This window comes from Microvirga terrae (assembly GCF_013307435.2).
GTDB classification, from domain to species: Bacteria; Pseudomonadota; Alphaproteobacteria; order Rhizobiales; family Beijerinckiaceae; genus Microvirga; species Microvirga terrae.
In genome coordinates this window covers 4,244,467-4,257,151 of the sequence record NZ_CP102845.1, presented here as the reverse complement: position 1 = coordinate 4,257,151, position 12,685 = coordinate 4,244,467, and the positions used below count along the sequence as shown (strand labels likewise).

Below are 12,685 nucleotides of genomic sequence, written 5' to 3'. Positions count from 1 at the left end.
GGATGGCCGACATCATGGGCGGGCAACGCCGGACTGCGTAAAAATGTCCATTGCGGGAAAGCGAAACTTGCCCCGCGAATCGCGCTGATTCATTGTCTGTTAACACACTGATTCGCGCATATTCGCCGAGCCAGGGGAGCGGGGGCACCCATGGTGACGAACAAGAAAAACACTTCAGTCCTTCGGGACAGGAAGGCGGCGCTGCTCGCCTTCGCGCCGGCCATCCTGACGGCAGCCGCCTCGGCCACCATGCCGATGGAGGCGGGGCTCGTCCTGCCGGTTTTCGGCTTTCTGGTCATGACCGTCTTCTTCGGTCTCGTGGTCCTGTGGTGGCAGGCGGAAACGGAGCGGCAGACGCTGGCCATGCGGTTCGCGGCCGCTCCGCCGGACGGACAGGTTCCGCCGGCGCCTCTGGTCCTGCGTTCGCCCATGCTGGCGGGCGGCCCGGCGGCCGTTCTGCGCGAACTGGCCCGGTCGGCCGACGCGGTGGTCGACCCGCCTCCGCCGGCCCGCGCGCAGGTGGTCCGCTTCCCCGAACCGTCCCTGCTGCCGTCGATGCGCAGCCCCTCGACCGAAGAGGTCAGCCGGATGAGGCTGGTGGCCCAGGCCTTCGAGGCCGACCGGATCGAGCTGCACCTGCAGCCGGTCGTGTCTCTGCCGCAGCTCAAGATCCGCTTCTACGAGGCGCTGGCGCGGCTGCGCCTGGCCGATGGGACGCTCCTCGGACCGGCGGACTTCCTGCCCATCCTCGAAGCCTCCGGCCGCGCGTCGGATTTCGACCGCCGGGTCCTGATGCGCTCCATGGCGGTCGCGCGCCATCTCGTCGCCCGCGGCAGCGAGGCCATCGTGAGCGTGAACCTGACGGCCCATGCCGTCGCCGAGCCGGGCTTCCTGTGGTCGCTGGCGGGGCTCGTCGACGCCAGCCCGGATCTGCTCGGCAAGATCGTCCTGGAAATGCCTCAGCACAGCTGGCGCCATCTCGACGCGGATCACAGGGCCGCGCTGTCCGCTCTGCGCGAGCGGGGCGTGCCGTTCTCCCTCGACCGCGCCGCCGACCTGAGGTTCGATCCCGTGACCCTGGGCGACCTCGGCATCCGCTTCATGAAGTTGCCGGCGGACCTCATGATCAAGGCGGCCGAGCAGACGGACGGCCGCTATGCCGGGCCGGAGCTCGACGTGCGCGACTTCGCCCCGTCCCTGCGCCGCCAGGGCATCCGGCTGATCGCCGAGCGGGTGGACCAGGACGACATGGTCCCGGTCCTCTGCGATCTCGGCGTGCCGCTGGGACAGGGCTTCGCCTTCGCGGCTCCGCGCCCGGTCAAGCCGGAGATCGCCGGCGAGCAGGCGGCTCCGCAGCCCTTCGGCCTGGAGCCCGCGCCGACCCTTCTGCGGCGCACCGGTTGACTTGAGCGGCGCAAGGGCCTACCCGCCCGGTTTCAGAGCACAAGCATCGCACCTGAAAGCGCATCCCACTTTCAGGTGCGATGCTGATCATCAAAGTGCACATCGTTCGGCGCGGACCCAGAGGGCCGCGTCAGCGAGAAAACCGGGTCCACTTTTCCGCACGATGTGCCAGGGAGACCTCATGACCGCTCCGTCCCGTCCCGTTCACGTCGAGGGCCTGCAGCCTCTCGCCGAAAACTACGATCTCGTCCTGTGCGACGTCTGGGGCGTGCTGCACAACGGGATCAAGGCCTACGAGGCGGCCAGCGATGCGCTCACCCGGTTTCGCGCCAAGGGCGGACGGGTCGTCCTCGTGTCCAACGCGCCCCGGCCGGGGGCTTCGGTCGGAACGCAGCTCGACGGCTTCGGCGTGCCCCGCACGGCCTATGACGCCATCGTCACCTCGGGCGACCTGACGCGGCTCGCCATCCAGGAGCGCATCGACAGGATCGTCCACCATATCGGGCCGCCCCGCGACATGCCGATCTACGGCGGGCTCGATGTCCGCTTCGGCTCCATCGACGAGGCCGACTACGTGGTCTGCTCGGGCTTCGACAACGACGAGGAGGAGACGGTCGAGGATTACCGGCCGCAGCTCGACGCCATGCTCGGCCGACGCCTGCTCATGGTCTGCGCCAATCCCGATCTCGTGGTCGAGCGCGGCAACATGATCCTACCCTGCGCCGGAACGATCGCTCTCGCGTACGAAGAGATGGGCGGCGACGTCTTCTATGCGGGCAAGCCGCATGGTCCCGTCTACGACCGGGCTCTCGCCGTCGGGGCGGAACTCGCCGGCCGTTCCATCCCGAAGGAGAGGGTGCTCGCCGTCGGCGATGCCATCCGCACGGACATCGCGGGCGCGGCGGGTTACGGCATCGACTCGCTGATGGTTGCCCGCGGGATTCACGCCGAGGAGCTGGGCCTTCACGCAGGCGGCCTGGTCTCCGACCACGTGCAGGACTGGGTCGACCGTCAGCCTGTCCGGCCGACGGCCTTCACGGAAGTCCTGTCCTGGTAGCGCGCGACGGGACATGAACCTGTCGTCACCAGGCTTGTCCCGGTGATCGCGATTGGCCGGAACGCGGCGCCTTTCCGATCGTCATGGCCGGGACAGGCCCGGCCATGACGAGGGAGGGCATCGTCGTCCGCGAACCACGCCCGATCGAATCCAAAGCGCCTCCCTTGACCCGCAGGCTGGTTTTCGACAGGGTCGCGCCCGCACCGATATCCGCCCGATGAGTTCCGAGGTCTCTCTCCCGATGCCCACCCCGTTCGCGATCTGCCGCGATGGCGAGCCCGTGCCCGAGAGCCTCGTGGGAGCCGTGGGGGCCATCGGCAATTTCGACGGTGTGCACCGAGGCCACCAGCATCTCCTGAGAATGGCCCAGGGTTCCGGGCGGCCGTCGGCCGCCGTCACTTTCGAGCCGCATCCGCGCACCTTCTTCCAGCCCGACAGGCCGCTGTTCCGCCTGACGCCCGAGCCGGTGAAGCTCCAGATCTTCGAGCAACTGGGCCTCGACGGGGTCTTCCAAAGGCGCTTCAGCGGCAGCCTCGCGGCCCTGACGGCGCCGGGTTTCGTCGATCTTCTGGCCCGAGAGCTTCAGCTCTCGGGCGTGGTGATCGGCCATGATTTCCATTTCGGCCGCGGGCGCGAGGGCAATCCGGCCCGCATGGCGGAGCTCTGCCGGGAGCGCGGGCTCGACTGCCTGGTCGCCCCCGCAATTGTCGAGGGGACCGAGCCGGTCTCCTCCAGCGCCATCCGGGCGGCCCTGGAGGCGGGCGACATCGCCACGGCCAACCGGCTTCTCGGCTATCGCTGGTTCGTGCAGGCGCAGGTGCGCCATGGCGACAAGCGCGGCCGGGAGCTCGGCTACCCCACGGCCAATATGCGGCTTTCCGACGATTGCCGCCTCCGCCACGGGATCTACGCGGTCAGGGCCAGCGTGGCGGGCCGGCCGGTCGACGGCGTCGCCAGCTTCGGCCGCAGGCCCACATTCGACAACGGCGCCCCGTTGCTCGAGGTGCATCTGTTCGACTTTTCGGGCGATCTCTACGGCCAGATACTCGACGTGGAGTTCATCGGCTGGATCCGCGGCGAGGAGCGTTTCGACGGCATCGACGCGCTGATCGCCCAGATGGACCGGGATTCGGTCGAGGCGAAGCGGATGCTGGCCGCGGATACGACGGTCTCGATGATCGGCTGAACGTCCGACGCGATCCCGCTTCACACCGCCGGCTTGAGAGCCTGCGCGGCCATGGCGTAGCCCCCCATGGCGCCGTCGACGAAATGGATGTGGTCGCTGCGGGTCGCCGAGGGCACGAAGCAGGTCATGAGGGCGGCCTCCTGCCGGTGCAGGCCGTAATGGGCGATCCCCGCCCGCCGCGCCTCCGTCAGCAGGGCTTCGATCCGGTCGGCGAGCGCCGGGGTGCAGTCGAGGGTCATGCGCAGGCCGTCGTCGAACTTGCGGAAATCCGTGTTCTCGACGAGCTGGCGCCGGTAGCGGGCCGGATCGAACCGGCCGACCTTGAGCCCGAACCGGAGGACCACGAACGAGATCAGGCGGCGCACCGCCAGTTTCCCCAATGTAAGGAGGCCCGCCCCGTCCCTCGAGACGGTTTTCGCCTCGATGCCGAAGCCCCTGAAGGGCGTGGTCAGGGCCGGCCCGTTCGCGGGAAGGGGCCGGCCGGCCTCCTGGCCCTCGGCCAGGGACAGGACCTGCCCGACGAGGGCGTTGAAGGCGTCCGGGCCCGCCGCGGTCTCGGGCAACAGGATCAGGGACAGGATGACGCCGCGCTGGGGCGTGATCTCGTCGAAGCGGCAGGTCAGTCCGGTGAGATCGGGCAGGGTGCCGGGCGGTGCCGGAGGAACCGCGAAGGCGCCGTCCTTCATCCGCCGCTCGGCATAGGCGAGGCCGCCGCCGGAGAACATCGCGTAGGAGACATCCGGGGAGGCCGCGAAGCGGGCGATGCGCACGTCGTGGCCCTTGGCCCGGATCTCCGCGACCGGGACCATGGCGATGCGCAGCTCGAAGCCGAAGACGTCCCGCACCCAGGCGGCCGCGGCGGCGAGCGCCTCGCGGGCGGGACCGGATTGCGAGGCCGGCAGGGCGAAGCTTGCTCCGTCGCCGCCGAACACGAAGGGGAATTCGCTCGTGCCGAGCGTGTTGGACACGGCCGCGATGACGGAGGCCGCCGCCGTGTTGACCTCCTTGTAGCGCCCGGCCGCGATGGCGGCGGTCGAGCGCACGATGTCGCTGAGGCCCAGCACCCAGTCGTCCGGCACGGGCATGTAGAGCCCGGGATCGGTCAGCTGGGAAAAATGGTCGAAGACCGGCAGGCGGGCGTAGAAATCCGCCTCCGCCTGCCGGCCCGGATCCTGAAGAGAAACGCCCATGGTGGGCGTCAGCCCGCCGTTTCGCCCTCCGGGGCTCCTCGGCCCAGCTCGTCCGGAAGCGGGTCGCCGTCGGCGACGAAGCGCATCGACACCGAGTTCATGCAGTAGCGCTCGCCGGTCGGCGGCGGGCCGTCGTTGAACACGTGGCCGAGATGACCCTCGCAGCGGGCGCAGCGGATCTCGGTGCGGACCATGCCGTAGCTGGTGTCGCGCACGAAGGCGATGTGCTCGCGGTCGATCGGGTCGAAGAAGCTCGGCCAGCCGGTGCCCGACTCGAACTTGGTGCCCGCATTGAACAGCGGCAGCCCGCAGAGGCGGCAGCAATAGGTGCCTTTTTCCTTGGCCTCGTTGAAGATGCCGCAGAACGGTCGCTCGGTGCCGTGCTCCAGCAGGACCCGGCGCTCCTCGTCGTCGAGGTTCGCCGCCAGGGCGTGCAGCTGCTCGCGGCTGGGCGGGGTGAGGTCGAAGCCGGCCTTCGAGCGCCGCTTCTCGTCCACGGGGGAGTGAGCCATCGTTCTTCCTCTCAATCAGCTTGGAGAAACCTTACACCGGAATCGCGTCCAGCGTCTTCGGCTCCTCGTTCGAATGCCCGTTGCGGGCCGCCCTGAACGCGGCGGAGGCCGCGTAGGCCGTTCGGCGCAGGCGCATGACGACGCCGAGGGGCTGGTGCGCGGCAAGGCCGTGCCACGGACTGAAGGACAGGCCTTCGTCGATGGCGGCCGCTTTGCCGTCGCTCCAGGCCTCCTGCGGCTCAACCGTGATGCGACCGACCGGAATATAGGGACTCCTGTCCTCCGGCCACAAGACGGAGGCATCCTCGACCGGCATGGTGTCGAGATCGGCGCAGAGCTGGACCCGGATTTCCCATTCCCCGCCATGCCGGTGGAAAAAATCCACGACGGCTTCGCGCAGGCCGTCGGACCTACGGTTCAGGTCGAGCGGAGCGCCCTTGAGCTCTTTCAGCTCCGCGCTTATCGGCGCGACCGAGACCTTGGCGATGTAGGCGCCGTAGCGGATCGGCGCCTGCGAATAGAAGGTCTCGCCCAGGATATGGGTCTCCGGGTGCCCGCCGAGGGCCTGGAGCTTGGCGCTCTCGCCGCCGAAGGCCTCGATCAGGCTTTCCAGGCCGCGCGAGATGGCCGAGACTGCCTTCTTGGTCCGGTCGAGCCGGTCGGTAGTCTTCTCGAGGAGCTTGAGGTTTTGGGCGAACATGGACGGGCTCGACTGGAAGGCGGGGCCGTTCACCAGCACGAAATCCTGGGTCGTGGCGCCCTCCGAGCCCGGCAGGCGCTCGCCTTCGACGCCCGACACCTTGATCGAGAGGCCGCGCGGGGTGGAGATGCTGTCGTCAAGGATGTCGCCCGGCGTGGTGGAGAGCCGGAGAACGGCCGGGTAGGTGCCGGGCTTGGCGAAGAGGCCCTGGGCCAGGACCCCGGGCAGACCGGGCAGAACCCGAAGTTCCCCTTTCAGGGCGCCGTGGCCTTTGGCGTGCACGCTGCGCATTGCGCGGCCGTAATCCGCAAAAGTCTTTTCCCGGATCTTCCGCATCGAATCCAGAATGCTCGCCCCGATCTCGGCCTCCTTCGGATGCGGCGTCTCGACGGATGGTTCGTAGCGGACCGGGGAGGAGGGGGGCATCGGGGACATGCTGGGGCTCCGTCTTCGAGCATAGGAGGGGCCATTCGGCCCGAACGAGGGCAAGGCGGAACCGTGGCAATGGTTCCGCGCCGGCTCCCGGCCGTTCGGCAAACCCATGTGTCTGCGCTTTATTATCCGGCCCGGCGCTGCTAAAAGGCTCGTCATGTCCACGGCTTCTCAGGCTCCGCTGGCCGCCCGCATAGGCGCTGCGCGAATTATCGGCCCGGCTTTCGCATGACCCGCGAAGGTCCGGGATCCTAGCCGTTCGCCTCCGACAGAAGCCCGATGCGCCCGCCTGATTCACGGGCCACACAAGACCGATTGACCACGATGACCGACAAGCCCGAAAGCGCCGCCCGCGATTATTCCGAAACCCTGTTCCTGCCCCAGACCGAGTTCCCCATGCGGGCCGGCCTGCCGCAGCGGGAGCCGCTCCTCCTCCAGCGCTGGAACGAGAACAGGCTCTACCAGCGCCTGCGTGAGGTCCAGAAGGGCCGTCCGCGCTTCGTGCTGCACGACGGCCCGCCCTATGCCAACGGCAACATCCATATCGGGCATGCGCTGAACAAGATCCTAAAGGACATGGTGGTCCGCTCCCAGGGCATGCTGGGCTTCGATTCCAACTACGTGCCCGGCTGGGACTGCCACGGCCTGCCGATCGAATGGAAGATCGAGGAGGAATACCGCGCCAAGGGCAAGAACAAGGACGACGTGGACATCGTCGAGTTCCGCCGCGAGTGCCGGGCCTTCGCCGAGAAGTGGATCGACGTGCAGCGCGAGGAGTTCAAGCGCCTCGGCGTCGAGGGCGACTGGACGAACCCCTACCAGACCATGTCCTATGACGCGGAAGCGCAGATCGCCCGCGAGATCATGAAGTTCGCGGTGAGCGACCAGCTCTACCGCGGCTCGAAGCCCGTCATGTGGTCATCCGTGGAGAAGACGGCGCTCGCCGAGGCCGAGGTCGAGTACCACGAGAAGACTTCCACGACGATCTGGGTGAAGTTCAGGATCACCAACACGCTGGACGGCGATCTCGACGGCGCGTCCGTGGTCATCTGGACCACGACTCCCTGGACGATCCCGGCCAACCGCGCCATCGCGTATGGCGACACCATCGCCTACGGGCTCTACGACGTCACGGAGGCGGCGGACGACAACTGGGCCAAGGTGGGCGACCGTCTCGTGATCGCCGACAAGCTCGCGGCCGATGTCTTCGCCACCGCACGCGTCGCCGAATACCGACGCGTGAAGGACGTGCTGCCGGTGATGATCGAGCGCTGCGCGCATCCGTTCCGCGGGCTCGAGGGCGCGCACGGCTATTGGGATTTCGGCGTTCCGGTCCTGCCGGCCGACTACGTGACCGACGACGCGGGCACGGGCTTCGTGCATACGGCTCCCGGCCACGGCGCGGACGACTACAATACCTATGTGAAGCACCGCGACGTCTTCGCCGCCTGCGGCACCAAGGAGGTGCCGCACACGGTCTCGCCGGATTCGTCGTATTTCCCCGACGTGCCGTTCTTCGCCGGCGAGCGCATCTACGATGACAAGGGCAAGGATGCGGGCGCCAACGAGGCTGTGATCCGCAAGCTGGTCGAGGTCGGGGCGCTCATCGCGCGCGGGCGCCTCAAGCACCAGTATCCCCATTCCTGGCGCTCGAAGGGGCCGCTGATCTTCCGCAACACGCCGCAATGGTTCATCTCGATGGACAAGCCGCTCGACGGCAAGGGCGACACCCTGCGCCAGCGCGCGCTGCACGGCATCAAGACCGTCGAGTGGGTGCCCGAAACCGGCGAGAACCGCATCACCGGGATGATCGAGAACAGGCCCGACTGGGTGGTCTCGCGCCAGCGCGCCTGGGGCGTGCCGATCGCGGTCTTCGTCCGCAAGGGCACCAACGAGATCCTCAAGGACGAGCGCGTCAACGACGCCATCGCGCAGGCCTTCGAGCAGGACGGCGCGGATGCCTGGTATGCGGATGACGGCTCGCGCTTCCTGAAGGCGGGCGGCTACGACCTGAATGACTTCGACAAGATCAACGACATCCTCGACGTCTGGTTCGACTCCGGCTGCACCCACGCCTTCGCGCTCGAGAAGCGCGAGGACCTGAAGGTTCAGCGCAAGGTCGACGGCGGGCCCGATCAGGTCATGTATCTCGAAGGCTCGGACCAGCACCGCGGCTGGTTCCACTCCTCGCTGCTCGAGAGCTGCGGCACCCGCGGCCGCGCGCCCTACGACATCGTCGTCACCCATGGCTTCACGCTCGACGAGCAGGGCCGCAAGATGTCGAAGTCGCTCGGCAACACGGTCGCGCCGCAGAGCATCATTAAGGAATACGGCGCCGACATCCTGCGCCTCTGGACGGCCTCGGTCGATTATTGGGACGATCAGCGCATCGGCCCGGAGATCATCAAGACGACGGCCGAGACCTACCGCAAGCTGCGCAACACGATCCGCTGGATGCTGGGCTCGCTGGCGCATTTCCGCGAGGCCGACAAGGTCGCGTTCAACGAGATGCCCGATCTCGAGCGCTTCGTGCTTCACCGCCTGGTCGAACTCGGCGACGAGGTGCGCGAGGCCTACGGCAACTACGACTACAAGCGCGTGGTCGCGCTGCTGACCTCGTTCATGACGACGGACCTGTCGGCCTTCTACTTCGACATCCGCAAGGACTCGCTCTACTGCGATCCGATCTCCGGCAAGGTGCGCAAGAGCGCCCTCACGGTGATCGACCAGACCTTCCGCTGCGTGGCGACCTGGATCGCCCCGATCCTCGCGTTCACGGCGGAGGAATCCTGGCTCGCGCGCTATCCGCAGGCGGAGTCGGTGCATCTCGAAACCTTCCCGCAGGTGCCGGCCGAGTGGCGTGACGAGGCGCTCGCGGAGCGCTGGGCGAAGGTCCGCCGCGTGCGCCGCGTCGTCACCGGCGCGCTGGAGATCGAGCGCGCCCAGAAGCGCATCGGCGCGAGCCTGGAGGCGGCGCCCATCGTGCACATCGCCGACGAGAGCCTGTTCCGGGCCGTCGAGGGCCTCGACCTCGCCGAGATCTGCATCACGTCCGGCATCCAGGTGGTGCAGGGCGAAGGCCCGGCCGAGGCCTTCCGCCTCGAGGACGTCAGGGGCGTGGCGGTCGTGCCGGGGCTGGCCCAGGGCCGCAAATGCGCCCGCTCCTGGAAGGTCACGCCCGACGTCGGGACCGATCCCGATTATCCGGATGTGACGCCCCGCGACGCGGCGGCCCTGCGCGAGTGGGACCAGCTGAAGGCGGCGGCGGAATGAGCAAGCCCGACGACACCGGCGTGCCGCTGACGGATGCGGGAATGACGCCTCAGGCCGCTTCGCCGCGTCCGCGCGTAGCGAACCGGTCAGGAGGCTCGAAAGGCGGGAGCTCGAAGGGAAGGGGCAGGGGCCGCTCGGTCCAGAAGGGCCTGTCGGCCGCGGCGGTCCTGGGCTTCACTGCGGCCTTGCTCACCCTCGTGCTCGATCAGGCCACCAAGCTCTACACCCTTTTCGTCTACGATCTGCCGGTGCGGGAGCCGGTCGAACTCGCTCCTTTCGTCAATCTGATCGTCGTGTGGAACCGGGGCATTTCCTACGGCCTGTTCCAGCAAAGCTCGGAGGTCGGCCGCTGGGGGCTGATCGTCATCTCGATCCTGGCCGCCATCGGCCTGTCCTTCTGGATCCGGCGCACGACGGCCAAGCTTCTGGCCGTATCCCTCGGCCTGATCGTCGGCGGCGCCATCGGGAACGTCATCGACAGGCTGGCCTACGGGGCCGTGTTCGATTTCATCCAGATCCATGTCGGAACCTGGTCCTGGTACGTGTTCAACGTGGCCGATGCCGCCATCGTTGCGGGGGTGGTTGGTTTGCTTTATGACTCCTTCGTCCTGGAGGGGCGACGAGCGAAATAACGATATGTTGTGGCGCCGTTTGCCATATGTTCGCCAGAATGAGCGATCAGGCCTTCCGGCCACAATGAGAAACGAATGGTGGGTGCCATGAAGGGAATGAAAATCATAGGCCGCGCGGGGGCCTTGGCGCTTCTGATCGCCGCCACCGGCGCTTCGGCCCAGGAAGGCGAGGCCGTGAAGAGCATCCTCGGCGCCATCGGCATCATTCCCAAGGAAAAGGCACCCATCGCCTACAACGAGCGCGCGCCGCTCGTGCTTCCGCCCAAGATGGATCTGCCGGCTCCGGTCGCGAGCAGCGGTGCCGAGGCGCGCAACGCCAACTGGCCAAAGGATCCGGACGTGGCGGCCCGCCGCAAGGCCGCGGCCGAAGCCCGCATGCCTTATACCAATTCCGAACTCTACAAGAACACGGAAGGCAAGCGCCTCTCCATCGAGGAGATGCGTGCCGGACGCAATCCGAACGCCGCGGCCGCCGGCCCGCAATACCCGGTCGGTCGGCAGGCCGATATCGCCCGCATGAGCCCCGACGAGCTGCGCGCCTTCTCCAAGGAGGACAAGCCGCAGCTTGAAGGCAACGGCCTCGACCGCCGCTATCTCAGCGATCCTCCGGGCGATCTGCTCAGGGCCCAGGGCGGCCGCCGCATCAAGGCCACGGCCGATCCGATCGTGTCCGGCGATCCCGACAGCCCGTCGGCCTATCTCCGCCAGCAGCAGAGCAGGCAGTAAGCATTGTCTCCTCCCTCTTCCTTCAGGCGAACGGATCGACCGTTCGCCTGAAACCGTTATGGGGCCATCAAAAGCCAAGCCTGATCGGACATTTCCGGACAAATCGCGCCGCACAGGAAAGATCAGCGGCTTCGCTTGCATAGCCCCTTAATTTGACTATCCCGTAGGAACTGCCCTGCGAAACGCATTGATGTCGCCAAGGTTGAAACGTCATGGACACTGCCTCAAAGCCCCTTCTTCGCGCTGACGCCGCCTCATTCGGGCGGACGGAAGGCAGTGGCCCGAACCTGTCATCCTTCACGCTCGATAATGGTCTCGACGTCGTGGTCATCCCGGACCGCCGGGTCCCTGTCGCGACGCACATGATCTGGTACCGCAACGGTTCGGCCGATGATCCGCTCGGACAATCGGGCATCGCGCATTTCCTCGAGCACCTGATGTTCAAGGGCACGGAGAAGCACCCGGCCGGCGAGTTCTCGAAGGTTGTCTCGGGCCTCGGCGGTCAGGAGAATGCGTTCACGTCCTTCGACTACACGGCCTATTTCCAGCGCGTCGCCCGCGAGAACCTCAAGACCATGATGGAGTTCGAGGCCGACCGTATGACGAACCTCCTCCTGGAGGAATCCGTCATCGCGCCTGAGCGCGACGTGGTGCTGGAAGAACGCCGCATGCGCGTCGAGACCGATCCGTCGGCGCAGCTCTCCGAAGCGATGGCGGCTTCCCTGTTCGTGCATCACCCCTACGGCATTCCGATCATCGGCTGGATGCACGAGATCGAGACGCTCAATCGCGACCACGCGCTCGACTACTATCGCCGCTTCTACACGCCCGAGAACGGCATTCTGGTCGTGGCGGGCGACGTGAGCGAGGACGAGGTGCGCCGGCTGGCCGACGCCACCTACGGCCGCATCGCCCCGCAGGGCAAGCGTCCGGTGCGGATGCGTCCGCGCGAGCCCGAGCCCGTGGCGGCGCGCCACATCACCGTGGCCGATCCGAAGGTCGAGCAGCCGACCATGCAGCGGCTCTACCTCGTGCCGTCCTGCCGCACGGCCTCGCAGCGCGACTGCTACGCGCTCGAGCTTCTCGCCGAGGTGATCGGCGGCGGGCCGACCTCCTATCTCTACCGCAAGCTCGTGATGGAGCGCGGCATCGCCGTGAACGCGGGCGCCTGGTACATGTCCTCCGCCATGGAGGATACGCGCTTCTGCGTCTATGCGGTGCCGGCCGAAGGCGTGTCGCTGCAGGCGCTGGAAGAAGCCGTCGATCAGGTGCTCAAGACCATTCCGGCCGAGGCGCTCGACGCGGATTCCGTCGAACGCGCGAAGACGCGCCTCGTGGCCGAGACGATCTATTCCACCGACAGCCAATCGTCGCTCGCGCGCATCTACGGCTCGGCGCTCGCCATCGGCGAGACCATCGAGGAGGTGCGCCGCTGGCCGGTCGAGATCGAGACCGTCCTGAAGGACGATCTCGCCTCCGCGGCCGAGCGCTATCTCATCCCCCGCCGTTCCGTGACGGGCTATCTGCAGAAATCGGCCTCTTAAAAAAGCCCGCCTGCACAAGAACCGAGGTA

10 protein-coding genes are annotated in these 12,685 nt (G+C 67.4%); 7 read left to right on the top strand and 3 right to left on the bottom strand.

Annotated elements, in window-relative coordinates; all coding sequences use genetic code 11:
* Window positions 1–150: 150 nt before the first annotated feature.
* The 3 genes from HPT29_RS20025 to HPT29_RS20015 all read left to right on the top strand — a co-directional run bounded on the left by HPT29_RS20025 (window position 151) and on the right by HPT29_RS20015 (window position 3,647).
* The gene (locus HPT29_RS20025; RefSeq protein WP_173948808.1) at window positions 151–1,404 is read left to right on the top strand and encodes an EAL domain-containing protein; all 1,254 of its coding nucleotides are present in this window, start codon (window positions 151–153) and stop codon (window positions 1,402–1,404) included.
* A 181-nt stretch (window positions 1,405–1,585) separates the two neighbouring features.
* Window positions 1,586–2,461, top strand: a complete 876-nt coding sequence (locus HPT29_RS20020) for a TIGR01459 family HAD-type hydrolase (protein ID WP_173948809.1) — start codon at window positions 1,586–1,588, stop codon at window positions 2,459–2,461.
* A 241-nt stretch (window positions 2,462–2,702) separates the two neighbouring features.
* The gene (locus tag HPT29_RS20015) at window positions 2,703–3,647 is read left to right on the top strand and encodes a bifunctional riboflavin kinase/FAD synthetase (protein WP_173948810.1); all 945 of its coding nucleotides are present in this window, start codon (window positions 2,703–2,705) and stop codon (window positions 3,645–3,647) included.
* Window positions 3,648–3,667: 20 nt separating this feature from the next.
* Here the strand turns inward: HPT29_RS20015 and HPT29_RS20010 are convergent, their stop codons facing one another.
* The 3 genes from HPT29_RS20010 to HPT29_RS20000 are packed head-to-tail and all read right to left on the bottom strand — an operon-like array spanning window position 3,668 to window position 6,475.
* On the bottom strand, window positions 3,668–4,837 hold the full coding sequence (locus tag HPT29_RS20010) for a DUF3095 domain-containing protein (RefSeq protein WP_173948811.1): 1,170 nt from the start codon (window positions 4,835–4,837) through the stop codon (window positions 3,668–3,670).
* Between the two features lie 8 nt (window positions 4,838–4,845).
* The gene (gene msrB, locus HPT29_RS20005) at window positions 4,846–5,349 is read right to left on the bottom strand and encodes a peptide-methionine (R)-S-oxide reductase MsrB (protein ID WP_173948812.1); all 504 of its coding nucleotides are present in this window, start codon (window positions 5,347–5,349) and stop codon (window positions 4,846–4,848) included.
* A gap of 31 nt (window positions 5,350–5,380) precedes the next feature.
* Window positions 5,381–6,475: a catalase family protein gene (locus HPT29_RS20000; protein WP_173948898.1), complete on the bottom strand. Its 1,095-nt coding sequence runs from the start codon at window positions 6,473–6,475 to the stop codon at window positions 5,381–5,383.
* A gap of 330 nt (window positions 6,476–6,805) precedes the next feature.
* On the opposite strand from HPT29_RS20000, the gene ileS reads away from it, so the two are divergent.
* The 4 genes from ileS (at window position 6,806) to HPT29_RS19980 (ending at window position 12,656) form a co-directional block, all read left to right on the top strand.
* Window positions 6,806–9,754, top strand: a complete 2,949-nt coding sequence (gene ileS, locus HPT29_RS19995) for an isoleucine--tRNA ligase (RefSeq protein ID WP_173948813.1) — start codon at window positions 6,806–6,808, stop codon at window positions 9,752–9,754.
* Window positions 9,755–9,921: 167 nt separating this feature from the next.
* Window positions 9,922–10,386 (top strand): signal peptidase II, encoded by a 465-nt coding sequence (gene lspA, locus HPT29_RS19990; RefSeq protein WP_247654672.1) that lies wholly within the window; start codon window positions 9,922–9,924, stop codon window positions 10,384–10,386.
* An 87-nt stretch (window positions 10,387–10,473) separates the two neighbouring features.
* Window positions 10,474–11,112 (top strand): hypothetical protein, encoded by a 639-nt coding sequence (locus HPT29_RS19985; RefSeq protein ID WP_173948814.1) that lies wholly within the window; start codon window positions 10,474–10,476, stop codon window positions 11,110–11,112.
* Between the two features lie 212 nt (window positions 11,113–11,324).
* Window positions 11,325–12,656 (top strand): M16 family metallopeptidase, encoded by a 1,332-nt coding sequence (locus HPT29_RS19980; protein WP_173948815.1) that lies wholly within the window; start codon window positions 11,325–11,327, stop codon window positions 12,654–12,656.
* Window positions 12,657–12,685: the final 29 nt, after the last annotated feature.